Origin of the sequence: Burkholderia sp. PAMC 26561 (assembly GCF_001557535.2) — a bacterium.
Classification (GTDB): domain Bacteria; phylum Pseudomonadota; class Gammaproteobacteria; order Burkholderiales; family Burkholderiaceae; genus Caballeronia.
In genome coordinates, this window is sequence record NZ_CP014306.1 from 2,146,863 (window position 1) to 2,171,459 (window position 24,597).

Below are 24,597 nucleotides of genomic sequence, written 5' to 3' on the forward strand. Positions count from 1 at the left end.
CTTATTGCGGCAGGGAGCGCCGGCCGGCTGCCGGATTCGCCGTGCGCGGATGCGGCACGGTCGGGACCACGGGCAGGGCGGTGAGCGCCGTGTCGTCGGTGGGGGAGAGCAGCGAGTTCAGCGAGAGCACGTCGCTGTCCGTTAGGCTCGCCGTGGACGCCTTCAGCTTCAGCGAGTTGACCAGCGTGTCGTAGCGCGCTTTCGCGAGATCGCGCCGTGCCGAAAAGAGCTGGTCCTGGGCGTTGAGTACATCGATATTGATCCGCACGCCCACCTGATAACCCAGCAAGTTCGATTCAAGCGATGTCCGCGCGGACCGCTCGGCGGTTTCGAGTGCGCGAACCTGCGCCAGTCCGCTCGATACCCCCAGAAACGCCTGTCGCGCAGATAAAGCCGCCGAGCGCCGCGCGGTATCGAGGTCGGCCTGCGCCTTGTCTTCGAGCGCGAGCGTCTGCCGCACGCGGCTTTGCGTTGCGCCGCCTTCGTAAAGGGGAATGGTGAGTTGAACGCCGACCGTCGCGTTGGTGTAATACGCACCGAAGTTGCCGAGTTCGGCCGCCGCAGCCGGAATGCCCGGACCGATCGTCCCCGCGCCGCTGCCAAAACCGCCGCCGAAATTCCCGCCGAAGTTGCCCGCGCCCGCCGCGCCCAGGCTGCTTTTGGAATAACTCGCGACGAGATCGAGCGACGGGTAATGACCTGCTTTCGCCTTCAATGTCTCGCGCTGCGAATTTGACGTCGCCAGTTGCTTGAGCACCACGTTGTAGTTGGTGTCGCGCGCGGCGTCGACCCACTGCTGCATGTCTGCGGGAACAGGCGGCGGCAGTGTCACGCCGCGCGCGAGGCCGTCCACACGCGTCACCGGATGCCCGACGATCTGCTCCAGCGACGCCAGTTTCACTTCGAGATCGTTCTGTGCCGCAATTTCCTGCGAGATCGCCTGATCGTACTTGGCCTGGGCTTCGTTGGTATCGGTGATGGTGGCGCTGCCGGCATCGAAGGAATGCTTGGCCGATTCAAGCTGCTCCGCAATCGATGCCTTTTGCGAACGCACGATCGCAAGACTGTCCTGGGCCGAAAGTGCATCGAAATAAGCTTGTCCCAGCCGGACGATCAGATCCTGGCGGGCGGCGGCGAACTGCGCCTGGGCCGTGGTCAGCGCGATCTGGCCTTGCTGGTAGCCCTGCCAGTTCGCGACGTTGATGAGCGGTTGGGTCAGCGAAACAACGAAGCCGTTGCTGTTTCCATTCGATGCCGGCAAGCCGCCGCCAAACTCCGTGCGCTGCTCGTTCGCGCTCGCCGACGCCGACAATTGCGGCAGCAGCTTTGCGCGCGCTTGCGGCAGTTGTTCGCTGTCGGCCGCGAGGCTTGCCCGCGCGCTCTGAAGCTGCGCGTCGGTGTTGAGCGCTTCGTCATAGAGCTGATCGAGGCCCACGGCCATGGCCGGTGAGCACGCTAACCCGGCGCTGATGCTGGACAGCGCCAGCGCAAACATCGGGCGCATGGAGATTCCGTGATGACTGAATACAGCGTCGAATCAATACGTGGGGATGGCCGGATCGACTTGCTTTGACCAGGCATCGATACCGCCAAACAAGTTGTACACCTGCGTGAAGCCACGCGATTCCAGGAACATGCCGACTTGCGCGCTACGGGCGCCGTGGTGGCAGATGCAGACGATCTGCGCTTCGTCGTCCAGTTCTTCGCTGCGGGCAGGGATGTCGCGCATCGGGATGGCGACAATGTTGGCCATCTTGGCCGTTTCGAGTTCCCACGGTTCGCGGACGTCGAGCAGGACAGGGGCGGGGCGCGATGAATCGGCGAGCCATTCGGCCAGTTCGGGTGCGGACAGATTTTGCATGGGATTCCGTTGAAAGCAGCAGGCAACGGCGAGCGGATTTGCTCACCGGTATGCTGTCTGAGTTTGCCGTTTGGAAGCATCGGACCCGAACGGTTCACCCCGCACGAGTCCGGATTTCCGGGGAAAACTTAAAACTTGAAGCGCGAAGGCTGTACAGCGTTCTTGAGCGGCCCGATCAGCGTTTCAAAGATATCGGCGACGCGGAACTGTTTTTCATCCACGCGCGTGATGATCTGCGCCTTCATGACCGGCGCGCTGCCAACAAACGCCGCCAGCCGGCCGCCAATCTTCAACTGGTCGAGGAATTCCTGCGGCATGACCGGCAAACCGCCCGAGACGCAGATGATGTCGAAGGTCTCGCCCGAGTTCCAGCCGCGTGCGCCGTCGCCGACTGCAACTTGCGCATTCGACACACCGTTGGCCGCCAGATTGTCTTCGGCCAGTTTGGCGAGTTCGGGTTCGATTTCAACCGTCGTCACCGAGCGGCCGCGCGCGCCGAGCAGCGCTGCCATGTAGCCCGAGCCTGCGCCGATTTCGAGCACGATCTCGTGCTTTTTCACAGCCAGTTCCTGCAACACACGCGCTTCGACGCGCGGAAACAGCATGTGCTGGCCGGCCGGCAGCGGAATCTCGAGATCCGCGAACGCGATGTTCCGGTACGCGGCAGGGACGAAATTTTCACGCTTGACGATCGACAGCAGGTTCAGGACGTCCTGGTCCAGCACATCCCAGGGACGGATCTGCTGTTCGATCATGTTGAAACGCGCTTGCTCGATGTTCATTTTCAGTCTGCGGGTCGATCGACCGTTGAGGGTGGAGTTGACTTATTGACTAGCGCAACGACGGGACGCAATGACGTGTTCATTGCCGTCAGTAAGCCGAAAATCGAAGTCGGATTGTAGCAAATCGACAGGCGCCGGAAATTAACGGCGGCGAGCGTTGGCCATTCGGCCGGGTTTAAGCGCGGCTGACGGCCCGGTTCGCAGTCTATTAATGAGGCAGCCGCACGTCCAGTTTCAGCGTCACCAGCCGCGCCACGAGAATGAACGCTGTCGAAAACAACACGTTATAGACGCCCAGGACGCCCATTGCATCGAGTCCGAGATACAGCCAGCATCCCGCGAACGCACACACGGCGTAAGGCCGGGAGTCGCGCAGGATCAGCGGGACCTCGTTGCACAGCACGTCGCGTATGATGCCGCCGAAAACCCCTGTCACTACGCCCATCAAGGCCGCGGTGAACGCAGGCATTTGTGCATCGAGCGCGATGGACGTGCCCGAGATGCTGAACAAACCCAGGCCGATGGCATCGGCGACCAGCAAGGCGCGCTGGTCGAACAAGCGGGTCGTGAGGCGCAGGACCATCGGTGCCGTGAGCGCCAGCGCGAAGATGATGATGACGTAATCCTGATGCTCGACCCAATAGAACGGCCGGCGCGAAAGCAGGACGTCGCGCACGGTCCCGCCGCCGAATGCCGTTGCGAGGGCGACCAGGAAGGCGCCGACGGCATCCAGCCGGCGCTTTCTCGCTTCGATCAGCCCCGAGATTGCATACGCGAAGATCGCAAGCCCCTCCATGATGGAGATTGCCAGCGTGAGCCTGGGATGCACCGTCAGGACCTCTCACGCGGATCGCGATGGCTGCGGGCATCGTGGTCTTGCGGGTGCCCGTGACGATGTGGCGTCCCGCCCGGTTTCAGCAGCACCAGCACGGCGCCGGCACCGCCATCGTGAGGACGCGCCTGACAGAACGCGATCACTTCTTCTTTTTGCACCAGCCACGCGCGGACCTTGCCTTTGAGCACGGGTTCGCGCCCAACGGACCCAAGGCCTTTGCCATGAATCACGCGCAAGCATCGCAGGCCACGTTTCACCGCTTCCCGGATGAATTCCGATAACGCCTCGCGCGCTTCCTCGCGCCGCATGCCGTGCAGATCGAGTTGCGCCTGCACGATCCAGGCGCCGCGCCGGAGCTTGCGCACGACTTCCTCGCGTACGCCGTGGCGGCAGTAGGAGAGGGAATCGTCGGTATCGAGGAGGCTTTCGGGGTCGTATTCGTCGGAGAGGGCTTCGTGCAGCACGGCTTCTTCGTCGAGCCGCGTCTGCAGCGGCAAAGGCGACGGAGGCACGCGCGGCAACGGTACGCGCACCGCCACGTTAAGCGGTTCGACCTCGCCGATGGCGTTGCGGAACACGTCGGCATCGGCGAGGGCTTCGCGTTCCGCCACGATGGCGGCGACCCGCTGGGCACGGTGCCTGACCGCCTGCGCCTGGAGCGATTCGCGCAGCGCGGCAAGTCCGGCCAGACCTTCACGCTTGAGCGCGGCCGCGAGTTCCTCGGGCGTCAGCGGCGCTTTCGCGGACGCGGCGGCCGTGCGCGGCGCCATATCGCGCGGGCGTCTGGGCCGGGGTTCGTTCGGATGGGGCAGGTTCTTGGGCATTGCAAGGCAAAAGAAAATGCACGGCGGCGCAACGCGATATACGCCGCTTCCGGAGCCCCTTTTTAACATGAGAGCCGGGGAAATGGACGCGCCCGAAGCGCGGCTGCCCGATTTTCACCGCGTCCGAAACGAAAACGCCGGCCGATCCAGAGGATCGAAACCGGCGTTTGAAGGTTCCGGACGCTTTTTCGCTCCGGTGCAACGGTCAGCAGCTTAACGTTCCGCTTCGGCGCTCATCGAATGGACGGCCGGGTTCTCGTTGATGCTTTCGAGATAACGCTGTGCGTCGAGCGCAGCCATACAACCCGTGCCGGCGCTCGTAATAGCCTGCCGGTAAATGTGATCCTGCACGTCGCCGGCAGCAAACACGCCGTCGATGCTCGTGCCCGTCGCATTGCCCTGCAGGCCGCCGTTCGTAATGATGTAGCCGTTCTTCATTTCCAGTTGACCCGCGAACAGGTCCGTATTCGGCTTGTGACCGATCGCGACAAACACGCCTTGCAGCGGCACTTCCGTGGTCGTGCCCGTTTCCGTGCACTTGATCTGCAAGCCGGTTACGCCGGTCGCGTCGCCCTTGACTTCATCGAGAACGTGATTCCACTTGATGTCCACCACGCCTTCTTTTTCCTTCGCAAGCAGGCGGTCGATCAGGATCGGCTCGGCGCGGAACTTGTCCCGGCGATGCACCACTGTCACCTTCTTGGCAATTCCAGCCAGATAGAGCGCTTCTTCGACGGCCGTATTGCCGCCGCCGATCACGGCCACTTCGCCGTTCTTGTAGAAAAAACCGTCGCAGGTTGCGCAGGCCGACACGCCTTTGCCCATGAACGCTTCTTCCGAAGGCACGCCCAGATATTGCGCCGATGCACCCGTCGCGATGATCAGCGAATCACACGTGTACTCGCCCGAATCGCCGATCAGGCGGATTGGCCGTTCGGTCAGCTTGGCAGTGTGAATGTGATCGAACACAATTTCCGTGTTGAAGCGTTCGGCGTGTTCCAGCATGCGCTGCATCAGTTCCGGACCTTGCACGCCCAACGGGTCGCCCGGCCAGTTTTCCACGTCGGTCGTGGTCATCAGTTGACCGCCTTGCGCCAGGCCCGTGATGAGAAGCGGCGACAGATTCGCACGCGCCGCGTAGACGGCGGCGGAATAACCGGCGGGACCGGAACCGAGAATCAGCACTTTTGCGTGTTTGGACGAAGACATGAGAGCAATCCGTTTGGTTAGGGCCAAACCGCCGGGCGAACAAGCGGTTTATGGGCAAAAGGCGCGGGCGGTCGAGAAAAACTGCGCCGGCGGCGCGCTTCTGCCGATGACCTGTAAATAGGCGCGAATTCGCCATTATAAAGAGTGTCTCCAGGCGCCGCCGAGTGATCCTTTCAATGGCGGCCATAGCGCGCACGGGCCGTTGCAGCGGGCAGGGCGCATGTAACGCGGGTGTTACAGGGTGAAACCATGGCCCATTTTTGTCCGATCATCGCAATGCAGCGTTTACAATGCGTCCTTAACTCTGTCGGCTCGCCGTGCCTTTCATGGCGGGTCAAAAGCCTTACGGATCAATGGCAAAAGCTACCTATTCTGCAAGTGCGCAGGCATTGCCTCATCGCATGTCGCGCCTTTTTACCGAGATTCGATGGATCTTGCAGGTCGCGCTCGGCGTGTTCCTGCTCATGGCGCTCGTGAGCTACAGCCGCCATGACCCGAGCTGGACCCATGCCGCGCAAGTCGACCAGATCGCCAACTGGGCGGGACGGGTCGGTGCGTGGACGGCAGACATCCTGTTACTGCTGTTCGGTCTTTCCGCATATTGGTGGGTGGTGCTGCTCGCGCGGCGGATCATCGCGAATTACCGGAGGATCACGAATCAGGAAGCTTCGGCCGAGCAACCGGTGAAGGATCGGACGTGGCTCGCCGAGGCCTTCGCGTTCGTGCTGGTGCTGCTCGCAAGCGACGGCATTGAAGCGCTGCGCATGTGGTCGCTCAAGGTGCAGGTGCCGCGCGCGCCGGGCGGCGTGGTCGGCGAGGCAGTGGCGCACGCCGTCTCCCACGCGTTCGGTTTTACCGGCGCCACGCTGATCCTGTTGATCGCGCTCGCCATCGGCTTGTCTCTGTATTTCAATTTTTCCTGGCTGTCCGTCTGCGAAAAAACCGGCGACGGCATCATGGCCACCATCACCGGCGCGCGACTGCGCCGCGAAGCCGGGCGTGACCGCAAGCTGGGCGAAGTGGCAGCCGAAAAGCGCGAAGGCAAGGTGGTGCGCGGCCGGGTCAAGATCGAGGAACAGGAACCGGTAGTGATCGTGCCGCCGGTCGCGACTGCGAAATCGGCGCGTGTGGAAAAGGAAAAGCAGGTGCCGCTTTTCACCGATCTGCCCGGCGACTCCACCTTGCCGCCGCTGGCCTTGCTCGATGCCGCGCCGGAAGTGAAGGAAACCATTTCCGCCGACACGCTTGAATACACGTCCCGGCTGATCGAGAAGAAGCTCAAGGATTTTGGCGTGGAAGTGGCTGTGGTCGCTGCCTATCCGGGCCCGGTCGTGACACGTTACGAGATCGAGCCGGCCACGGGCGTCAAAGGCTCGCAAATCGTCGGGCTGGCGAAGGATCTGGCGCGCTCGCTTTCGCTGGTATCGATTCGTGTGGTCGAGACTATCCCGGGCAAGAATTTCATGGCGCTGGAGTTGCCGAACCAGCGCCGCCAGACCGTGCGTTTGTCGGAGATCCTCGGTTCGCAGGTTTACGCCGACGCCGCTTCGCCCCTGACCATGGGTCTAGGCAAGGATATCGGCGGGAAGCCGGTCTGCGCGGATCTTGCGAAGATGCCGCACTTGCTGGTGGCCGGTACGACCGGTTCGGGCAAGTCGGTCGGTATCAACGCGATGATCCTGTCGCTCTTGTACAAGGCCACCGCCGACGAAGTGCGCATGATTCTCATCGATCCGAAGATGCTCGAAATGAGCGTCTACGAGGGCATTCCGCATCTGCTTTGCCCGGTCGTCACCGACATGCGGCAAGCCGGGCACGCGCTCAACTGGGCCGTGGCCGAGATGGAACGCCGCTATAAGCTGATGAGCAAGATGGGCGTGCGCAACCTCGCGGGTTTCAACAACAAGATCGACGAAGCCACGAAGCGCGACGAGAAGATTCCCAACCCGTTCAGCCTGACGCCGGACGAGCCGGAACCGCTGAACCGCTTGCCGACCATCGTGGTCGTGATCGACGAACTGGCCGACCTCATGATGGTCGTCGGCAAGAAGGTCGAGGAGCTGATCGCGCGGATCGCGCAGAAGGCGCGTGCGGCCGGCATTCACCTGATTCTCGCGACGCAGCGGCCGTCCGTGGACGTGATCACGGGCTTGATCAAGGCAAACGTGCCGACGCGCATGGCGTTCCAGGTTTCATCGAAGATCGATTCGCGGACCATTCTCGATCAGCAAGGTGCCGAGTCGCTGCTCGGCATGGGCGACATGCTTTATCTGCCGCCGGGTTCGGGCCTGCCGGTGCGCGTGCATGGCGCGTTTGTATCGGATGAAGAAGTGCATCGCGTGGTGAACAAGCTGAAGGAGCAGGGCGAGCCGAATTACATTGAAGGGATTCTTGAAGGCGGCGTGGTCGGCGACGGTGAAGAAGGTGCGCCGGGCGCGGCGGGCGGCGGGGATGGCGAAGCCGATCCGCTTTACGATCAGGCTGTCGAGATCGTGATCAAGAACCGCCGTGCGTCGATCTCGCTTGTGCAGCGGCACTTGCGGATCGGTTATAACCGTGCAGCGCGCTTGCTCGAGCAAATGGAGAATTCGGGACTGGTATCAAGCATGTCCTCGAACGGTAATCGCGAGATCCTCACGCCGGCGCGTGAATCGGAATAAACGCAGCAGAATTGGTTTCTGGAGGTTTCATTTTTATGCAGTCAGTGTCGAAGTCGTTTCATCGCGTAGCTCATCGTATGGTTCAGGCAGGAGTTTTGAGTGCTTCCATGCTGCTCGCATCGCACGCATTCGCAAGCGGCACGGAACAGTTGAAGGCGTTTGTGGCTCAGGTTCACGCGGCGCACGGCTCGTTTGTCCAGCGTGAAATCAAGGCGCCGAGCAAGGCGGCATCCGCCACGGCCGCGCAGAGCGCGGCGCCGAGGACCTCCGGCACGGCAAGCGGCACATTCACGTTCGCGCGGCCGGGCAAGTTCATCTGGTCGTACGAAAAGCCCTACGCGCAAATACTCCAGGCCGACGGCGACAAGCTCTATGTCTACGACAAAGACCTGAACCAGGTCACCGTTCGTCAGTTGGGCAATGCGCTGGGCGCGAGTCCTGCCGCCATCCTCTTCGGCAGCAACGATCTCGACAAGAACTTCACGTTGCGCGACGCGGGGGTGAAGGACGGCATCGACTGGCTGGAGTTGACGCCTAAGGCGCAGGACACGCAGTTCCAGCAGGTGGGTATCGGCTTCAGGAACGGCAATCTCGAAGCAATGGAATTGCACGATGTATTCGGCAACGTGACCTTGCTGACGTTCTCGAATATCGAGAAGAACCCGCCGCTGAAAGCCAACCAGTTCAAGTTCGTGGTGCCGAAGGGCGCTGACGTGATCGACGGCTGATTACCGTTGCGAAAAGCGGGGCGATCGTCGCCTCGCTTTCCTGAATTGCCGTCATCAGGCTCAAGCCGACGACCGGCTCTCTTCCCGCCTTCCCGCGCCCAGTACCAACGCCAGGTAAGCCGCCGCGCCGATCGCAAGCGACGGCAAGGTCGCGCCGAGGTTCGGGATCCATTGGTTGATCGCGTGATACGCGGCGATCCCGAGCGCCCAGGCAACAAATCCGCTGACATGCCATCCGCCCGAGAACGCGTACGGGCCTTGCCGGTCGGTGAGCGCAGCTACCACCACGCGGCGTTTGCGCACGATGAAATGATCGGCAAGGACCACGCCGAACAACGGTGCAAAGACCGAGCCGATCAGGAGCAGGAAGTTCTGGTACTTGCCCATCTGCACCAGCAACGCGATCAACGTGCACAACCCGCCGAACGCCGCGGATAACAACGGCACGCTCGCCTTCGCCCAGAAGGTGCCGGTGGAGACGGCGGCGGAATGGATATCGGCGAAAGCGTTATCGATTTCATCGATGAGAATCAGCAGCAGCGCAATCCCGCCCGCCGCCTGCGCGAATGCCACGGTCAGCAGCGCGTCGCCGCCGCCGGCAGCCAGGCCGTAGAAGGCGCCGAGCGCATAAAACCAGATATTCGCGATGCCATAACCGAACAGCGTGCCGCGAAACGTGCCGCCTGCACTGCGTCCGAAGCGCGTGTAATCCGCGATCAGCGGCAGCCATGAGAGCGGCATTGCCACGACCAGATCGATACCCGCGCCGAACGGCATCTCGCCTGTCCCCGGCCGGTTCATCAACGCGCCAATATCCTGTTTCGACAGCAGGTTCCACGTCAGCCAACCGGCGCCTCCGAGCAGCAGCCACATGCCCCAGATGCGCAGGAATCGCCGGACGAAGGACAGCGGGCCGGTGATCGCAAGGATCGTGGCCAGCACGCCGAAGATCAGCGTCCAGATGAGCGGCATCGATAAACCGAAGGATTGCCTGGCGAGGGCATCGGCGGAATCGCGCATCACGATGATCTCGAACGATCCCCAGCCGACCAGTTGCACCGCGTTGAGCACGGCCGGGACGGATGCCCCGCGAAGCCCGAGTGTGGGGCGCAGCGACGACATGGCGGCGAGTCCGGTGTCCGTGCCGACCACGCCCGCCAGTGCAAGCAACAACACCCCGATCACCGTGCCGGCCACGATGGCCGCAAGCGCGTGCGGCAGCGACATGCCCGGCACGAGCAGCGCGCCGGCCTGCGCCACCAGCAAGCCGATGCCAAGAGAAAACCACAACGCGAAGGCGTCCGACGTTCCGAACGCGCGGCGCTCGACCGGGACGGGCAACAAAGGCGCGTAGGTCGAGGCGGCGGTGTCGGTGGTGTTATCTGATGCCATTCAGGTTCTGTCCTTATTTGCAGATGTTGGCTGTCGCGTCCGCTCTGAAGCGTGGGCAATCCGGGGAAGCGGCAACTGTCATAATCAACCATTGCAGCATTTTGAAGCAGCGCGGGCGCTTGTCTCGAACAAGGGAACGATTATCGCTGTCTTCGCTGTTGTCCAGACCATTCGGAACCCCTCATCGCGCCATGTTCGAAGAAAACCGTGCCAATGTCCCCCTTGCCGAGCGTTTGCGTCCTCGCACCATCGACGAGGTGATCGGCCAGAAACACCTTCTCGGCCCCAACAAGCCGCTGCGCGTCGCGTTCGAATCCGGTGAAGCGCATTCCATGATTCTCTGGGGACCGCCCGGCGTGGGCAAGACCACGCTCGCACGGCTGATGGCCGCGGCGTTTCATGCGGAGTTCATTTCGTTGTCGGCGGTCTTGTCGGGCGTGAAGGATATTCGCGAGGCCGTGGAACTGGCGCAGATCCATCGGGCGAACGGGCATCAGACGCTGGTTTTCGTGGACGAGGTGCACCGGTTCAACAAAAGCCAGCAAGACGCGTTTTTGCCGCACGTCGAGTCCGGGTTGTTCGTGTTCGTGGGCGCGACGACCGAGAATCCATCGTTCGAGGTGAACAGCGCGTTGTTGTCGCGGGCAGCCGTTTATGTGCTGAAAAGCCTGGATGAAACGGAGCTCAATGAATTGCTCGAACGGGCGCAGGGCGAGCTGGGCGGCCTGACGTTCTCCGATGACGCTCGTGCGGCGCTCATCGGTTCCGCCGATGGCGACGGCCGCAAGCTCCTCAACAACCTGGAAATCGTGGCGCGGGCGGCCGCGCAACAGAAGTCGACGCACATCGACGGCGAGTTGCTCGGCAGCGCGCTGACCGAAAACCTGCGTCGTTTCGACAAAGGCGGCGACGCGTTCTACGACCAGATCAGCGCGCTGCACAAATCGGTGCGCGGCAGCAATCCTGACGCGACGCTTTACTGGTTTTGCAGGATGCTCGACGGCGGCGCCGACCCGCGTTATCTCGCGCGACGAATCGTCCGGATGGCCTGGGAGGATATCGGTCTCGCCGATCCGCGTGCGGGCCGCATCGCGCTCGATGCCGCCGAAACCTACGAACGCCTGGGAACGCCGGAAGGTGAGCTCGCGCTGGCTCAGGCGCTGATTTATCTCGCGGTTGCGCCGAAATCGAACGCTGGCTACATGGCCTATAACGAGGCGCGGCGGTTTGTCGGCAAGGACCAGTCGCGAGGCGTGCCGGTCCATCTGCGCAACGCGCCGACCAAGCTGATGAAGGAGCTTGGATACGGGCACGAATATAGGTACGCGCACGACGAACCCGACGCTTACGCGGCCGGCGAAACCTATCTGCCCGATGGCATGCGCGACCCGCACTGGTACGAGCCGACACCGCGCGGTCTGGAGGGGAAGATCAGTGAAAAGATGGCGCGTCTTGCGCAACTCGATGCCCAATGGCGGCGCGACCACAAGGACGAAAAATAAGCGTTGCTCCATTGCCGACGGATGGTGAAACGCCGCGTTCCATTAGACCGAACGGCCAACGCGGCCAAAGCGCGCCAACACGGCCGCCTCGCTGCGCTAAAATCGCGGATTCGCACACTCAGAAGAACCGGCCCTGCCATGCTCGACATCCAACTCCTGCGCAAAGACCCCGACGCCGTTGCCACGCGCCTGGCTCAACGCGGCTACACACTCGACGTCGCTGCGTTCGCGGCAATCGAAGCGGAACGGCGCGAAATCCAGACGCGTACCGAAGAGCTGCAAATGCGCCGCAATACGCTGTCGAAGCAGATCGGCGCAATGAAAGGGCGTGGGGAAGACACCGCAGCAGTGATGGCGGAGGTCGGGGGTATCGGCGAGACCATGAAGGCTTCGGCGGCTCAGCTCGAGGACATCCAGAAGCGCTTGTCCGACCTGATGCTCGGCGTGCCCAACTTGCCGCACGAAAGCGTGCCGGTCGGCCCCGACGAATCTGGCAACGTCGAAGTGCGTCGCTGGGGTGCGCCGCGTTCGTTCGATTTCGAAGTGAAGGATCACGTCGATGTCGGCGCGCCGCTTGGCCTCGACTTCGAAACGGGCGCGAAGCTCTCCGGTGCGCGTTTCACCTTGCTGCGCGGGCAGATTGCGCGTCTGCACCGGGCGTTGGCGCAGTTCATGATCGACACGCACACCGAACAGCACGGCTACACAGAGGCGTACACGCCGTATATCGTAAATCCGGAAATTTTGGTGGGTACGGGCCAGTTGCCCAAATTCGCTGAGGACATGTTCCGGGTCGAGAAGGGCGGCGAGGAGAACAAGGTCACGCAGTACCTGATTTCGACCTCGGAGATCTCGCTGACGAATACGGTGCGCGAAAGCATTCTTGAAGCGTCGGCGCTGCCAGTCAAACTGACGGCGCATTCTCCGTGCTTCCGCTCGGAAGCGGGTTCGTACGGGCGCGATACGCGCGGCCTGATCCGTCAACATCAGTTCGACAAGGTCGAAATGGTGCAGGTCGTATCGCCGGAGAAATCCTACGAGACGCTCGACGAAATGGTCGGCCACGCCGAAGCCATCTTGCAAAAGCTCGAACTGCCGTATCGCGTGATCACGCTGTGTACCGGCGACATGGGGTTTTCCGCAACGAAGACATTCGACCTGGAAGTCTGGCTTCCGGCGCAGAACACGTATCGGGAAATCTCGAGTTGCTCGAATACCGAAGCATTCCAGGCGCGGCGGATGCAGGCGCGGTTCCGGAATGCCCAAGGCAAGCCGGAGTTCGTTCATACGCTCAATGGTTCAGGTCTTGCGGTCGGGCGGACGCTCGTCGCGGTGCTGGAGAATTACCAGAACGCGGATGGCTCGGTGACGGTGCCAGTGGCGTTGCGACCTTACATGCGCGGAGTCGAAAAGCTCGAAGTCTCGAAGGCGAGTTAAGACCTCTTTGTTGTACCAGGCTCACTAAAAGGGGCTTGGAAATCAGATTGGACTCGTCTATAATCTTTCTCTCGCTGGACATCGACCCGTTCAGCGAGAGCCGCAGCAAGCAGTCGCGCGGTTGCAGGATCTGGAAAGGTGGCAGAGTGGTCGAATGCGCTGGACTCGAAATCCAGTGTACCTTTAGGGGTACCGTGAGTTCGAATCTCACCCTTTCCGCCAAATTAGAAACCCCCGCTGATCGCAAGATCAGCGGGGGTTTTGCTTTGTGTGCCTCAGCATTTGGGCAACAGACCTTGAACATCCGAGATGCTCCTGCCATCCGGATTCTTACCGATCGAACTCCGCGTCAAATGATTCGATGTCCGGCAAGCCCAGTTGTCCGGCTTTTCGAGAGCGGGGGTCGGGCGCGCCAGCTCGTCAACGCCCGACGCGGTCTTGAGCTCAGAAGCCTCGGGCGACGTTCCCATGATGGATGGTGACTGGTACCTGTACCGAGGCGTTATCGACAGCGAAACGGGATCGTCAGGCGGCGGTGCTGCAGGCCCTGCGGCGTGAGCGGCCGACCATAGGCACAACAAGTCGGCAACGACGGTGATGGCCAGCAGGCTTTTTCTAACATTGGACATGAAGTTTTTCATGCATGCATTCCCTCGACGTTAATCAATGCGTCGAACCCGGCGAACATAACGAGATGGCTCGCGATTCGATGCTTTTATAAACCTTAAAAACTCTGTAGAAACTTTTAATTAAATTAACCTTAGCAACGTTTTACTAAAAAACGGACGATAAAAGATTAGAAGCCGTGCAACGGTGTTGTTGTTCACAAGCGACAGCCAGCTACTGGCAGGCGTTCCTGGCAGCCGCTCCCAGCGGGAGCTGGCCAATAAATCATAGCGCCGAAAAATCAATTAGGACCGCTCTTATGGGTCCGACGCATCTTCACCATTTAATCTTTCATTCGTTGCGAAATTCAAAGTTGCAAAATTTTTGTGACTTTCGGATTAGCCGATCATGCAACAAACGCGGCAATTAACTTTGCTTTCGATTTAACGTTATGTTTTTAAGTCATGTTCAACTTCAAGAAATTTATTGCCGCGCTGGTCATTGCTCTGACCGGCCTATCCGCAGCACAAGCCAGTGAGTTTTCCGGCCCTTACGCAGGCCTGAAAGTGGGTGAGAACTGGTCTGACGCTTCTGGCGTCGTCAACGTAGGGTCCCATGCATCGACTTTCCTCGGCCTGACTGCCGGGTATAACTTCGATGTAAGCCGCTTCGTTATTGGTGCTGAGGCATTCGCTGACTTCCATCACTCGTCGACCACATATAAGGATGGTGGCATCGATGCGAAACTCGGCTTGCCGTTCAATTCGGTAATGCCGTATGTGCGTCTGGGAGTGACGGGAACCTGGCCGAACGCACGTTTGCACACTGGCTTGGGCGTTGAGTACAAGTTCATCAAGCAGGCAAGCCTTGCGCTGGAATGGACCACCGACCAAAGCAAGCGTGACGGCACCACGCGCCACAACGACAGCGTCACGCTGGGCGTGCATTACTTCTTTTAAAGACAACTGGCGTTCAAAAAGCCCCGCTGAGCTGAAAGCTCATCGGGGCTTTTTTACGACCTGCTCGCAGATCGATCAGGTTGTGCATCGCGCGATATCGAAGCGCATTTCGGGTTCCGGCAATCCGCCGTAGTCCCGGTCAGATTTCTGCACCTTCACAGTCGACCCATAGTGCGACGGCGTCAATGTCACGAGCCACGCGTTCGGCCCGACCACGAGCTCCGAAGCGTTACCCGATTTCGATGTAGACACCGAAGGCAGCCGGTCCTCGAGGCAACTGAAGACCTCGGAAGGCGCACGCCGCGATGACACGTAGATCAGCGGGCTCGACGCGCGAAGTTCAGGTCCGCTCGTGGAACTGCACGCCGCGAGCGCAACGGCCGCGAACACTGCAGCCAATAAAGAACCGGAAAGAGCAAACGAAACAACGCGACTTGATATCATTGGCGGAAGACGTTGGTCAAAACAATGAGCGAATAGAGCGTAAACCGCTCGAAGAGGCAAGCGCGAATCACGACGACCGCAGCGCGGCGTGGCTGTACGGCGACTCGTGGGGGCATTGGAAAAAGAGCGGGAAAGCGCGCGATGCTATCATCGCCGGCATCCTGAAATAATGCGCTGCGGATACATCGATTTCGTATCGCGATTAGACGCGTACCGCGCGCCGACACACCAACGTTCCATGGCCATCACACTCAAGTCGCCTGCCGACATCGAAAAGCTGCGAATCTCCGGACGTCTCGCCGCAGAAGTCCTCGCAATGATCGGCGAGCACGTCAAGCCCGGCGTCACGACGGAAGAACTGGATGCGATCTGCAACCGCTTTATCGTCGATGAACTGAAGGCGATTCCGGCGAACGTGGGTTACATGGGCTTTACGAAGACCATTTGCACATCGGTGAACCACGTGGTCTGCCATGGAATTCCAAGCCCGCGTGAGTTGAAGGACGGCGATATCGTCAACATCGACGTCGCGATCATCAAGGACGGTTATTTCGGCGATACGAGCCGCATGTATTACGCGGGCACGCCGAGCCGCGATGCAAAGCGTCTTTGCGACACGACTTACGAAGCCATGGTCGCGGGCATTCGCGCCGTGCGTCCGGGCGCGACGCTCGGCGACGTGGGTCATGCGATCCAGACGGTGGCGAATCGCGAAGGGTACTCGATCGTGCGTGAGTATTGCGGCCACGGGATCGGGCGTGTTTATCACGAAGATCCACAAGTGCTGCACTACGGGCAGCCGGGCGCCGGCCTGCGGCTGAAACCGGGTCTTGTTTTCACCATCGAACCGATGGTGAACGCCGGTCGTGCTGCAACGCAACAATCGCGGGATGGCTGGACGGTTACAACGAAGGACCGGTCGCTCTCGGCGCAATGGGAGCACATGGTGGTCGTCACCGACGATGGCTTCGAGTTGCTTACGCCGTGGCCCGACGGCACGGGCGAATACGCGGCGCCCTGAGCGCATGCCTGCACCAAAGAACGTCATTGAGCCGGTCGCGCACGTTGCCTGCAATAATGATTTGACTCGTTTGCCTGTTCGGTTGAAGCTACTAATTAGACTACGCCGGCTAAGACAGCCTAAGAACATAGCCTAAGAAGACAGCTTAAGAAGCTTGTGAAAGCTTGAGAGAAAAACACCCGCATGAGTCCTTCACTTACTGTTCACCGGATCGCCGCGCATCAAGGCGCCGTCCTGCGCGAACTTCGCACGGCCTCGTTGCGCGAAGCACCGTATGCGTTCGGGGAGACGCTGGAGGAAGCCCTGTCCGCCGATGTCTCGAGCTTCGACGAAACGGCCGGTCGCCACGCGAACTCCGATATCACGGCGTCGTTCATCTTGTACACGGAAGGACATCCGGCGGGTCTCGTCGGCGCGTTCATCGAAGAGGCGGCTCAACCGCGCGCCTTCGTGTACGCGCTATGGGTGGCCCCGGCGGTGCGGCATCTGCGTGGCGGCGAGCTGCTGGTGAATGCGGCCACGCAATGGCTCGCGGAGCGCCGCGTGCACGACGTCTTTGCGTGGATCGCCGATGGCAACCGCAACGCCATGCGCTTTTACGAGCGCCTCGGCTTCGGTCCAACCGGCGAGCGGCGCCGCATTCCCGCGCATCCCGAGGAATTCGAGACGCTGCTCGTGCGGCGCGTGAGTGAACACACTGCGTAGCTGCCGAATGGGTAGTTGCCTGATCGGGTAGCGGCGAATAGCGTGTTTGCTGCAATCCTGGCAACAGGACGGGCCGTGCGTGATAACGTGGCCCGTCGTTCATATCCTCTTCGCTGTCCTCTTTCTTCCAGTTGAACTTCACGACGGCCCACTTTGTGACGGCAATCTGAAATTTTCCTGCTGCCCGCGCTCACGCCTGTAAAATACGCAAAAATTTTGGCTTTACCTATGTCGCTCAAAAAAACGCCCTTTTTCGAATTGCGCAGCGGCTCTGTCGACACGCTTTTGTTTGTCGTCAAGACTACCGACTTCGACGCGCTGCGCACGGAACTCACGCGGCGCTTCGAAGCGACTCCCGAGTTTTTCGCCAACGATACCGTCGCCATCGACGTGCGCAAGCTCGACGCCGGCGAACGCATATCGGTGAGCGAGCTTGCTGCGTTGCTCGACAGCGTGCGCATGCGCCCCATTGGCGTGGTCGCGCTGCCCGAACAGACGTGGGCCGCGGAAGGCACGTTGCCGCTGCTCGAAGCGCGCGACCGGCGCGGTGCGCCCAAGCCATCGGTCGACGCCAACGTCGAGAACACCGAAGCCGTTGCCGTGATCGAAGCCGCCGTCGCGCAGGCGCCGCCGCCGAGCGCGCCGGTGCCGAAGACGACGATCATCGACCGGCCGTTGCGTTCGGGGCAGCAGGTCTATGCGAAGGGCGATCTCGTCGTGCTCGGGCTCGTGAGCTACGGCGCGGAAGTGATCGCGGAAGGCAACATTCATATTTATGCGCCGTTGCGCGGCCGGGCGCTCGCGGGCGTGCACGGCAATCTCGATGCGCGCATTTTCTGCACGTGTCTTGAACCGGAACTGATTTCGATTGCCGGGATTTACAGGACGACGGAAACACCACTCGGCCCCGACGTCCTGGGCAAGCCGGTGCAGATCTGGCTCGACGAAGAAAAATTGATGATCGAACCGCTGCGGCTGACCTGAGTGGCCTGACAAGAATCAGCCAGGCGCGCCTGATGGGGACGGCGCGCTCTCGAACAGAACGCCAGCGGATTTAATTGACGAACACAAGGTACAGGAATGGCAAAAATCATTGTGGTGACATCGGGCAAGGGCGGCGTCGGCAAGACGACCACCAGCGCGAGTTTCTCATCGGCCCTCGCGTTGCGCGGGCACAAGACGGCCGTGATCGACTTCGATGTCGGCCTGCGCAATCTCGATCTCATCATGGGCTGCGAACGCCGCGTGGTGTACGACCTCATCAACGTGATCCAGGGTGAAGCGAACCTGAACCAGGCGCTGATCAAGGACAAGAAGTGCGAGAACCTGTTCATCCTGCCGGCATCGCAAACGCGCGACAAAGACGCGCTGACGCAGGACGGCGTGGAAAAGGTCATCAACGACCTGATCGCGATGGACTTCGAATACATCATCTGCGATTCGCCTGCTGGGATTGAATCGGGCGCGCTGCTCGCCATGCATTTCGCCGACGAAGCGTTGATCGTGACGAACCCGGAAGTGTCGTCCGTGCGTGACTCGGACCGCATTCTCGGCATTTTGTCGTCGAAGACCAAGCGCGCAATCGAGGGCAAGGAGCCCGTCAAGGAACATCTGCTGATCACGCGCTACAACCCGAAGCGCGTGAGCGAAGGCGAGATGCTGTCGCTTACCGACATCCAGGAAATCCTGCGCATCGACCTGATTGGCGTGATTCCGGAATCGGAAGCGGTGCTGCATGCATCGAACCAGGGTTTGCCGGCCGTGCACCTCGATGGCACTGATGTGGCTGAAGCGTACAAGGACATCGTTTCGCGCTTTCTCGGCGAAGAGAAGTCCCTGCGCTTTACCGATTATCAGAAGCCAGGTCTGTTGCAACGCATCTTCGGCAACAAGTAAGGGGACGCAATGTCGATTCTTTCGTTTTTGCTGGGCGAGAAAAAGAAGTCCGCTTCGGTCGCGAAGGAACGCTTGCAGTTGATCATCGCGCACGAGCGCGCGGGTGGCCAGCCGGCCGCTGATTATCTGCCGGCGTTGCAACGAGAACTCGTTGCCGTGATTTCCAAGTATGTGAAGATCTCAAGCGACGATATTCGCGTGAGCCTGGAACGTCAGGACGATCTCGAAGTGCTCGAGGTCAAGATCGAGATTCCATCGGCGTGAGATAACTCGAACGCTGATGAAAAAGCCGGAATCGATGTCTGATTCCGGCTTTCGCGTTTTTTCGGTTTATCGTTTGCGCGCCCGTGGTTGTTGAGCAGCGGCAAATTACATCAATATTCCGTTGCAGTTTAGCCATCGCGGTTACACGGGCGGTGTCGGCTAAAGCGCGGCCTCGCGCATTGATTGGGTATCGCCGCAGATTCACGGACGCGGCGAATCACTCAGGAGGCCGATCATGAAAATTCGTTTGTTAATCGCCCAGGCCGCCATTGTCATGGCCGGTGTCGCGGCTGTCGCGGGAACCGCTTCGGCTGAAGTCATCATCGTGGCGCCGAACGCGCCGCCGCCCGTGCGCATGGAGGCGGTGCCGCCGGCGCGTGTCGGATACGTGTGGGATCAGGGTCACTGGCGCTGGGAACACGGCCAGTACATGTGGAACCCGGGGCATTGGCAGGTTGAGCGCGTGGGGTATCACTGGGTGCCGGGGCACTGGATCGCACATCGCGGCGCGTGGCGTTATATGCAGGGGCATTGGGCCTGAGGTCGACCGGCTTTGACGTAGCCCTTTGAAGCGATGGGCGGCCGCAAAGCCGCCGCCCGCATACCGGAGCACCACATGAAAACGAAGCTTCTGATCATCACCTTGCTGGCGACGCTGCTTGGCGGTTGTATCGTCGTGCCGGCCCATTCCTATGCATACCGGCCGGCCGCGCGTGTCTACGTGTATTGAGTTTTATTTGACGGCCGGCGCTTCTGCATCGGCGGGTTCCTCGGGTTCTTCAGGCTCTTCTGGCACTTCCGGCGATGCCTTGGGCACAGGCACCGGCAACGGCGTCATATAACGCTCGGCGAGCGCCTCGTAAAGCGGCGGCGCGAAGAAGCGCGATACGCGGCTTGCGATCAGCGCCGTCCCCATCAGTGAAATCACGAGCGCGTGGCCGTTGATCATCTCCATGACAATTACAAACGACATGATCGGCGACTGCGTGACGGCCGCGAGATAGCCGACCATGCCGAGGGCGATGAGCATCGACAACTGCATGTCGCCGAAGACCATATGCAGCACGTTGCCGAAACCGGCGCCAATCGACAGCGACGGCGCGAAGATGCCGCCGGGAATGCCGGGCAGATATGACCCGATCATCGATACCATCTTGAGCAGCGGATAAAACACCGAGAGTTGTTCGTGGCCTTCCAGCAGACCACGTGCTTCGGCGTAACCGCTGCCGAACGTGGTGCCGCCCGAGACAACCCCGACGATGGCGATGATGAAGCCGCATATCATCGCGAAGACGACCGGCTTCGATGCATGCAATTCGCGCAGGCGCGCTGGAATCCATTTCGACGTATTCAGCAGCAGCCAGCAGAACACGCCACCCGCAATACCCGTCACGATCGCCGTCAACAATACGGCGAGCGCAAGGAGCTTGGGAAAATGTGCACCGACTTCGATGGTCCCGAAGTACGTGTAATTCCCGTTCAGCCCAAGGGCGACGATCCCCGCCAGGATGATGGCAGTGATCAGCACGCCGCTCGTGCGCGCTTCGAAGCTGCGCGTGAGTTCTTCGATTGCGAACACGATACCGGCAAGCGGCGTATTGAACGCAGCCGATAACCCCGCCGCCGCGCCCGCGAGCACCAGTTGCCGTTCGATGCGCGCGTTGGATCTCGGAAAGAGGCGGCGCAGGTTGTACATGAGCGCCGCTCCGACCTGTACGGTCGGCCCTTCACGACCGATGGTGAAGCCGCCGAGGATCGCGAGAAAGGAGATGCCGACCTTGGCGACCACGATTCCCGGCGACAACAACCGCGTTCCCAGTCCCGGCGGACTGTGCAATACCGCGATGACCTGAGGAATGCCGCTGCCTTCCGAGCCGCGAAAAAACTTGCGCGTGAGCCAGACGGACAACGCGGCGACAGCCGGGGTGAGAATGAGCGGAAGCCAGACGTGGTCGTGCTGAAGCGCGCGGAAGGTGTTGTACCCCCAGTCGATCAAACGCGCGTAAAGCACCGCGACCAGCCCGACCACAATCGCGCCGACCCAGAAAATGCCGTACCGATACCAGAGACTGCGTGCGCGGCGGACGGTCAGCCGGGGGAGGGAACTGAACCTGCGATTCATAGGCAATGAGCCATGCGACCGGCTGTCGGCAAAGGCATGATTATAACGACGCGTGTAACAGCTCCGAATTTAATCCGCTTAAAAGGGTTATATCGATTCGGACCGCAAAGAAAAATGGGACGCTGGCTTAGTGCCTGCGTCCCATAAACACTCTCGTCGGGGTGGCGAGAGCGGAGAGAAAATCGAAAGTAAAAAGTAATTATTAGGTTCAGGCGTTTGTATAATGCGCAAACGTTTGAACAGACGCGCAGGCTAATGAAAGAATTATCGACTAGTGTTAGAGAAACCCGGAACGAACGGTGGTACTTAATTCAAACCGTACGTGGAATTTTTCCAGAGCGTGAGTCAATACGAACGACTTGGCGGCAGTGGACTCGCTCAATACCGTCGAGCGCTACTGCCACAATTAGCCTCGAATCTGTTCAAGGTTTGTTTGAGTATAGGCAGCTCGGGCCGGTACGCAAGTTGCGATTGTCACGGCGAGCTTGTGTGACGCACCTTTCCCGCTGTAAGTGAATGATCTGACGGGAATTTTTCAAACGCGTTCAGTACTAACCCGCATCTACAGGTTGAACCTGAATTTGAACCTTTGGCGTTGTCGCAGACACGTTGTTTCCACGGAGTCGCACCCATGAGTTCCCCGAATCGCCGCTCCCTCGAAGTTGATTTTTTCCGGGGGCTCGTGCTGCTTGTCATTGCCGTTGACCACATTTCGGGAAGCGTCCTGTCGCGCTTCACGCTGCACAGCTATGCATTCTGCGATTCCGCTGAGGTATTTGTATTTTTGGGCGGCTATGCATCGGCGGCAGCTTATACATCGATTGAATCGAACCGCAGCCATTCGGCCGCGCTCCGGCGCTTCTTGAAGCGGAGCTGGGAGATCTATCGTGCATATCTGTTCACCGCGGTCATGATGCTATTAGGCGGCGCGCTGCTGATGTGGATGCGCATTGACACCCCCATGCTGCAAATCACCGAATGGCCGGCTTTTCTCGCCCGGCCGCTCAGCCTTTCCTTCGATATCGCCACGTTGCGGCATCAGCCGTATTTGTCGTCGGTGCTGCCGATGTACGCCATGTTCGCGCTCGCCGTGCCGTTCGTCGTGCCGCTTGCGGAGAAAAAGCCCGTTGTCGTGCTGTTCGGCAGTCTGGGCATGTGGCTGTTCGCGTCGTCGCTTGCGCAGTGGCTGCCTTCGGCCTACGCCGAGGGCTGGTCGTTCAACCCGTTCGCTTGGCAATTGATGTTCGTGCTGGGCCTGCTTTCGCGGGTTCAGCCGATCAGCGCCGAATTCCACAACTCGAAAACGGCGCGTTGGCTGACGCGCGCCGCGATCCTGGTGTTCCTGACGTTCGCATTCGCCAAGCTGTTCCTTGAGACGCAAGCGCCGCCGGGATACATGAAGCAGAACCTCGCGACGCTGCGCATCGTGAGTTTTGTGGTGGTTGCGTGGCTGTTCGCGCAGGCCGTGCACGCAGGGTGGATTCGATCGCTCGCGCAGGCTTTGCCTAGCGTGGTGAACGTCGGCAAGCAGGGACTCGTGTGTTTTATTGCCGGCGCTTGCATGTCGCTGGTCATTGATTCCGCGTTGCGCGTCGTATCGCTCGGATCGTACCAATGGATGGCCGGGCTGACCGGCGACGCCATTGCTATCGGCACGCTGATCTGGCTCGCGGCATTCTGGCGCGACCGGAAGGCCGCCCAGCTCAACCGCGTGCCCAAACATCCCGCCGTGCCGGCGCATGCAACCAACCGGCGGGATCGATAAAACGTCGAAGCAGCGTCAGAGCTTGATCCCGCGCGTCTCACGCATGCACAGGACGCCGATCAAGCTGAGTGCGGCCGCCGCGGAAACGTAACCGCCAACCCACGTCAGGCCGCCGCGATTCGCCAGCAATTGCGCGATATACGGCGCCACCGACGCACCCAGAATCCCGCCGAGGTTGTACGCCACGCCCGCGCCGGTGTAGCGCACGTTGGTCGGGAACAGCTCGGGCAAGAGCGCGCCCATCGGGGCAAACGTCACGCCCATCAAAAATAGCTCGATGGTCAGGAACAGCGCGACTGCGAACGTGTTGCCGCTGCCAAGCAAGGGCGCCATGGTGAACCCGGAAAGGATCGCGGCAATGCAACCAACGATCAGGACCGGCCGACGGCCGAATTTGTCGCTTGCGAGCGCCGAAAGCGGCGTGGCGATCGCCATGAAGATCACCGCGAAGCACAACAGGCCCAGGAATTTCTCGCGCGTGAAATGCAGCGTCGAGACGCCGTACGACAGCGAGAAAACCGTCGAGATGTAGAAGAGCGTGTAGCAGACGATCATCGCAATGGCGCCAAGCAGCGTCGGCCCGAGATAGCGGCTGAGCAGCGTGGCAACAGGCATGCGCACGCGTTCGTGCTTTTCCATGGCCGCGCGAAACGCCGGCGTTTCCGCGATTTTCAGGCGCACGTAGAGTCCAAGCCCCACCAGCACGGCGCTGACAATGAACGGCACGCGCCAGCCCCAACTGCGGAATTGTTCGTCGGTGAGAGACAGCGCCAGGCCGAAGAACAAGCCGTTCGATGCCAGGAACCCCACCGACGGCCCCAATTGCGGGAACATCCCGAACCAGCCGCGTTTGTTTTGCGGGGCGTATTCGGTCGCGAGCAGCGCCGCACCGCCCCATTCGCCGCCGAGGCCAATGCCTTGCCCGAAACGCAGGATGCACAGCAGCACGGGCGCGAGGCTGCCAATGGACGCATATCCCGGCACGAAGCCGATCAGCGTCGTGGAAACGCCCATCACCAGTAGCGATGCAACCAGCGTCGATTTTCGTCCGATCCGGTCGCCGAAATGGCCGAACACGAACGAACCGATTGGGCGCGCGATAAACGCAATGCCGAACGTGACGAACGCCGACAACGCCTGCGCGGCGGGCGAACTATGCGGAAAAAAGACCGGGCCGATCACGAGCGCGGCGGCGGTAGCGTAGACGTAGAAGTCGTAAAACTCGATCGCCGTACCTATAAAACTCGCGAAAATGACGCGGGAACTGCTCATTTTGGCATCGCTGGCGGGCGATGCAGGCAGTGAGGATGAAGCTGACGACATGGCGTCTCCGTTTTGCCCATCGCGCGCGATTCTCAACCGCGCCGCGGGACATTTTATTAAGGCCAACAAGGCAGGCAGACTGCGTCGAACGGCGCGCGGGTGCGGCGTGGTATCGAGCGGGCGGGGCGCATTGCACAGGCGCTGGATGGGCGGCGGCAATGGCGTGACCGGCATGGCCGGCCAACCGGTGTAACGGGGGTATCGAAAATTATAACGACCGTGCGTGGCGACGGGCAAGGAAGTGTTTCCCGAAGTGCAATGA

General features: G+C 60.7%; 25 protein-coding genes and 1 tRNA gene. 15 read left to right on the plus strand and 11 right to left on the minus strand.

Features of this window, described 5'->3' with window-relative positions; all coding sequences use genetic code 11:
* Position 1: 1 nt before the first annotated feature.
* The 6 genes from AXG89_RS09945 to trxB all read right to left on the minus strand — a co-directional run bounded on the left by AXG89_RS09945 (position 2) and on the right by trxB (position 5,511).
* A complete protein-coding gene (locus AXG89_RS09945; protein WP_061998797.1) occupies positions 2-1,504 on the minus strand; it encodes a TolC family outer membrane protein in 1,503 nt (500 codons plus the stop codon).
* 33 nt (positions 1,505-1,537) lie between these two features.
* Positions 1,538-1,861 carry a rhodanese-like domain-containing protein gene (locus AXG89_RS09950; RefSeq protein WP_062169512.1) on the minus strand — a complete coding sequence of 108 codons (324 nt, stop codon included), beginning with the start codon at positions 1,859-1,861 and terminating at the stop codon, positions 1,538-1,540.
* Between the two features lie 128 nt (positions 1,862-1,989).
* Positions 1,990-2,643, minus strand: coding sequence for a protein-L-isoaspartate O-methyltransferase family protein (locus tag AXG89_RS09955; RefSeq protein ID WP_062169514.1), 654 nt, complete (start codon positions 2,641-2,643; stop codon positions 1,990-1,992).
* A 208-nt stretch (positions 2,644-2,851) separates the two neighbouring features.
* Entirely contained in the window at positions 2,852-3,472 is a 621-nt protein-coding gene (locus tag AXG89_RS09960) for a trimeric intracellular cation channel family protein (RefSeq protein ID WP_062169516.1), read from the minus strand.
* A 2-nt stretch (positions 3,473-3,474) separates the two neighbouring features.
* Complete coding sequence (locus tag AXG89_RS09965; protein WP_062169518.1) at positions 3,475-4,302, minus strand: Smr/MutS family protein; 828 nt, start codon at positions 4,300-4,302, stop codon at positions 3,475-3,477.
* A gap of 213 nt (positions 4,303-4,515) precedes the next feature.
* Positions 4,516-5,511 carry a thioredoxin-disulfide reductase gene (trxB, locus tag AXG89_RS09975; protein ID WP_061998802.1) on the minus strand — a complete coding sequence of 332 codons (996 nt, stop codon included), beginning with the start codon at positions 5,509-5,511 and terminating at the stop codon, positions 4,516-4,518.
* A 353-nt stretch (positions 5,512-5,864) separates the two neighbouring features.
* Here trxB and AXG89_RS09980 point away from each other — a divergent pair, with 353 nt between their 5' ends.
* Together AXG89_RS09980 and lolA are read left to right on the plus strand one after the other, a co-directional pair.
* Entirely contained in the window at positions 5,865-8,171 is a 2,307-nt protein-coding gene (locus AXG89_RS09980; protein ID WP_062169523.1) for a DNA translocase FtsK, read from the plus strand.
* 77 nt (positions 8,172-8,248) lie between these two features.
* Positions 8,249-8,899, plus strand: coding sequence for an outer membrane lipoprotein chaperone LolA (gene lolA / locus AXG89_RS09985; RefSeq protein WP_231941310.1), 651 nt, complete (start codon positions 8,249-8,251; stop codon positions 8,897-8,899).
* A gap of 60 nt (positions 8,900-8,959) precedes the next feature.
* Here the strand turns inward: lolA and cytX are convergent, their stop codons facing one another.
* The gene (gene cytX, locus AXG89_RS09990) at positions 8,960-10,291 is read right to left on the minus strand and encodes a putative hydroxymethylpyrimidine transporter CytX (RefSeq protein WP_062169525.1); all 1,332 of its coding nucleotides are present in this window, start codon (positions 10,289-10,291) and stop codon (positions 8,960-8,962) included.
* 191 nt (positions 10,292-10,482) lie between these two features.
* On the opposite strand from cytX, the gene AXG89_RS09995 reads away from it, so the two are divergent.
* The 3 genes from AXG89_RS09995 to AXG89_RS10005 all read left to right on the plus strand — a co-directional run bounded on the left by AXG89_RS09995 (position 10,483) and on the right by AXG89_RS10005 (position 13,452).
* Complete coding sequence (locus AXG89_RS09995; RefSeq protein WP_061998806.1) at positions 10,483-11,793, plus strand: replication-associated recombination protein A; 1,311 nt, start codon at positions 10,483-10,485, stop codon at positions 11,791-11,793.
* A 138-nt stretch (positions 11,794-11,931) separates the two neighbouring features.
* Entirely contained in the window at positions 11,932-13,230 is a 1,299-nt protein-coding gene (serS, locus tag AXG89_RS10000; protein WP_062169527.1) for a serine--tRNA ligase, read from the plus strand.
* Positions 13,231-13,362: 132 nt separating this feature from the next.
* A tRNA-Ser gene (locus AXG89_RS10005) sits at positions 13,363-13,452 on the plus strand.
* Between the two features lie 53 nt (positions 13,453-13,505).
* On the opposite strand, the gene AXG89_RS10010 is transcribed toward AXG89_RS10005, so the two are convergent.
* Positions 13,506-13,859: a hypothetical protein gene (locus AXG89_RS10010; protein WP_162916030.1), complete on the minus strand. Its 354-nt coding sequence runs from the start codon at positions 13,857-13,859 to the stop codon at positions 13,506-13,508.
* 441 nt (positions 13,860-14,300) lie between these two features.
* On the opposite strand from AXG89_RS10010, the gene AXG89_RS10015 reads away from it, so the two are divergent.
* Complete coding sequence (locus AXG89_RS10015) at positions 14,301-14,795, plus strand: outer membrane beta-barrel protein (RefSeq protein WP_062169531.1); 495 nt, start codon at positions 14,301-14,303, stop codon at positions 14,793-14,795.
* Positions 14,796-14,870: 75 nt separating this feature from the next.
* Here AXG89_RS10015 and AXG89_RS10020 read toward each other — a convergent pair whose 3' ends face one another.
* Positions 14,871-15,185: a hypothetical protein gene (locus tag AXG89_RS10020; RefSeq protein WP_236873418.1), complete on the minus strand. Its 315-nt coding sequence runs from the start codon at positions 15,183-15,185 to the stop codon at positions 14,871-14,873.
* A gap of 53 nt (positions 15,186-15,238) precedes the next feature.
* Between AXG89_RS10020 and AXG89_RS42080 the strand changes: the two genes are divergently transcribed.
* The 7 genes from AXG89_RS42080 to AXG89_RS10050 all read left to right on the plus strand — a co-directional run bounded on the left by AXG89_RS42080 (position 15,239) and on the right by AXG89_RS10050 (position 19,666).
* Positions 15,239-15,409: a hypothetical protein gene (locus AXG89_RS42080; protein ID WP_162916031.1), complete on the plus strand. Its 171-nt coding sequence runs from the start codon at positions 15,239-15,241 to the stop codon at positions 15,407-15,409.
* Between the two features lie 68 nt (positions 15,410-15,477).
* Positions 15,478-16,260 (plus strand): type I methionyl aminopeptidase, encoded by a 783-nt coding sequence (map, locus tag AXG89_RS10025; protein ID WP_062170498.1) that lies wholly within the window; start codon positions 15,478-15,480, stop codon positions 16,258-16,260.
* 183 nt (positions 16,261-16,443) lie between these two features.
* Complete coding sequence (locus AXG89_RS10030; protein WP_061998810.1) at positions 16,444-16,965, plus strand: GNAT family N-acetyltransferase; 522 nt, start codon at positions 16,444-16,446, stop codon at positions 16,963-16,965.
* Positions 16,966-17,193: 228 nt separating this feature from the next.
* Positions 17,194-17,949 carry a septum site-determining protein MinC gene (gene minC, locus AXG89_RS10035; RefSeq protein WP_061998811.1) on the plus strand — a complete coding sequence of 252 codons (756 nt, stop codon included), beginning with the start codon at positions 17,194-17,196 and terminating at the stop codon, positions 17,947-17,949.
* Positions 17,950-18,045: 96 nt separating this feature from the next.
* Positions 18,046-18,861, plus strand: coding sequence for a septum site-determining protein MinD (gene minD / locus AXG89_RS10040; RefSeq protein WP_061998812.1), 816 nt, complete (start codon positions 18,046-18,048; stop codon positions 18,859-18,861).
* A 9-nt stretch (positions 18,862-18,870) separates the two neighbouring features.
* Positions 18,871-19,125, plus strand: a complete 255-nt coding sequence (gene minE, locus AXG89_RS10045; RefSeq protein WP_056351927.1) for a cell division topological specificity factor MinE — start codon at positions 18,871-18,873, stop codon at positions 19,123-19,125.
* Positions 19,126-19,360: 235 nt separating this feature from the next.
* Complete coding sequence (locus tag AXG89_RS10050; protein ID WP_061998813.1) at positions 19,361-19,666, plus strand: YXWGXW repeat-containing protein; 306 nt, start codon at positions 19,361-19,363, stop codon at positions 19,664-19,666.
* A 192-nt stretch (positions 19,667-19,858) separates the two neighbouring features.
* Here AXG89_RS10050 and AXG89_RS10055 read toward each other — a convergent pair whose 3' ends face one another.
* Complete coding sequence (locus AXG89_RS10055; RefSeq protein ID WP_062169535.1) at positions 19,859-21,247, minus strand: chloride channel protein; 1,389 nt, start codon at positions 21,245-21,247, stop codon at positions 19,859-19,861.
* Between the two features lie 631 nt (positions 21,248-21,878).
* On the opposite strand from AXG89_RS10055, the gene AXG89_RS10060 reads away from it, so the two are divergent.
* The gene (locus AXG89_RS10060) at positions 21,879-23,012 is read left to right on the plus strand and encodes an OpgC domain-containing protein (protein ID WP_062169537.1); all 1,134 of its coding nucleotides are present in this window, start codon (positions 21,879-21,881) and stop codon (positions 23,010-23,012) included.
* Positions 23,013-23,027: 15 nt separating this feature from the next.
* Here the strand turns inward: AXG89_RS10060 and AXG89_RS10065 are convergent, their stop codons facing one another.
* Positions 23,028-24,284: an MFS transporter gene (locus AXG89_RS10065; protein WP_305954609.1), complete on the minus strand. Its 1,257-nt coding sequence runs from the start codon at positions 24,282-24,284 to the stop codon at positions 23,028-23,030.
* On the opposite strand from AXG89_RS10065, the gene AXG89_RS10070 reads away from it, so the two are divergent.
* Positions 24,265-24,528, plus strand: a complete 264-nt coding sequence (locus AXG89_RS10070; RefSeq protein WP_162915985.1) for a hypothetical protein — start codon at positions 24,265-24,267, stop codon at positions 24,526-24,528. The two genes, AXG89_RS10065 and AXG89_RS10070, sit on opposite strands and share 20 nt — an antisense overlap.
* Positions 24,529-24,597: the final 69 nt, after the last annotated feature.

Coding starts and splice junctions, on each gene's coding strand:
- AXG89_RS10070 (WP_162915985.1), top strand. CDS start 24,265: ATGACGCGGGAACTGCTCATTTTGGCATCGCTGGCGGGCGATGCAGGC.
- AXG89_RS09945 (WP_061998797.1), bottom strand. CDS start 1,504: ATGCGCCCGATGTTTGCGCTGGCGCTGTCCAGCATCAGCGCCGGGTTA.
- serS (WP_062169527.1), top strand. CDS start 11,932: ATGCTCGACATCCAACTCCTGCGCAAAGACCCCGACGCCGTTGCCACG.
- minE (WP_056351927.1), top strand. CDS start 18,871: ATGTCGATTCTTTCGTTTTTGCTGGGCGAGAAAAAGAAGTCCGCTTCG.
- minD (WP_061998812.1), top strand. CDS start 18,046: ATGGCAAAAATCATTGTGGTGACATCGGGCAAGGGCGGCGTCGGCAAG.
- AXG89_RS09950 (WP_062169512.1), bottom strand. CDS start 1,861: ATGCAAAATCTGTCCGCACCCGAACTGGCCGAATGGCTCGCCGATTCA.
- AXG89_RS10050 (WP_061998813.1), top strand. CDS start 19,361: ATGAAAATTCGTTTGTTAATCGCCCAGGCCGCCATTGTCATGGCCGGT.
- cytX (WP_062169525.1), bottom strand. CDS start 10,291: ATGGCATCAGATAACACCACCGACACCGCCGCCTCGACCTACGCGCCT.
- AXG89_RS10060 (WP_062169537.1), top strand. CDS start 21,879: ATGAGTTCCCCGAATCGCCGCTCCCTCGAAGTTGATTTTTTCCGGGGG.
- AXG89_RS10010 (WP_162916030.1), bottom strand. CDS start 13,859: ATGTCCAATGTTAGAAAAAGCCTGCTGGCCATCACCGTCGTTGCCGAC.
- AXG89_RS10015 (WP_062169531.1), top strand. CDS start 14,301: ATGTTCAACTTCAAGAAATTTATTGCCGCGCTGGTCATTGCTCTGACC.
- lolA (WP_231941310.1), top strand. CDS start 8,249: ATGGTTCAGGCAGGAGTTTTGAGTGCTTCCATGCTGCTCGCATCGCAC.
- AXG89_RS09995 (WP_061998806.1), top strand. CDS start 10,483: ATGTTCGAAGAAAACCGTGCCAATGTCCCCCTTGCCGAGCGTTTGCGT.
- AXG89_RS09955 (WP_062169514.1), bottom strand. CDS start 2,643: ATGAACATCGAGCAAGCGCGTTTCAACATGATCGAACAGCAGATCCGT.
- minC (WP_061998811.1), top strand. CDS start 17,194: ATGTCGCTCAAAAAAACGCCCTTTTTCGAATTGCGCAGCGGCTCTGTC.
- AXG89_RS09965 (WP_062169518.1), bottom strand. CDS start 4,302: ATGCCCAAGAACCTGCCCCATCCGAACGAACCCCGGCCCAGACGCCCG.
- AXG89_RS09980 (WP_062169523.1), top strand. CDS start 5,865: ATGGCAAAAGCTACCTATTCTGCAAGTGCGCAGGCATTGCCTCATCGC.
- map (WP_062170498.1), top strand. CDS start 15,478: ATGGCCATCACACTCAAGTCGCCTGCCGACATCGAAAAGCTGCGAATC.
- AXG89_RS10065 (WP_305954609.1), bottom strand. CDS start 24,284: ATGAGCAGTTCCCGCGTCATTTTCGCGAGTTTTATAGGTACGGCGATC.
- trxB (WP_061998802.1), bottom strand. CDS start 5,511: ATGTCTTCGTCCAAACACGCAAAAGTGCTGATTCTCGGTTCCGGTCCC.
- AXG89_RS10055 (WP_062169535.1), bottom strand. CDS start 21,247: ATGAATCGCAGGTTCAGTTCCCTCCCCCGGCTGACCGTCCGCCGCGCA.
- AXG89_RS10030 (WP_061998810.1), top strand. CDS start 16,444: ATGAGTCCTTCACTTACTGTTCACCGGATCGCCGCGCATCAAGGCGCC.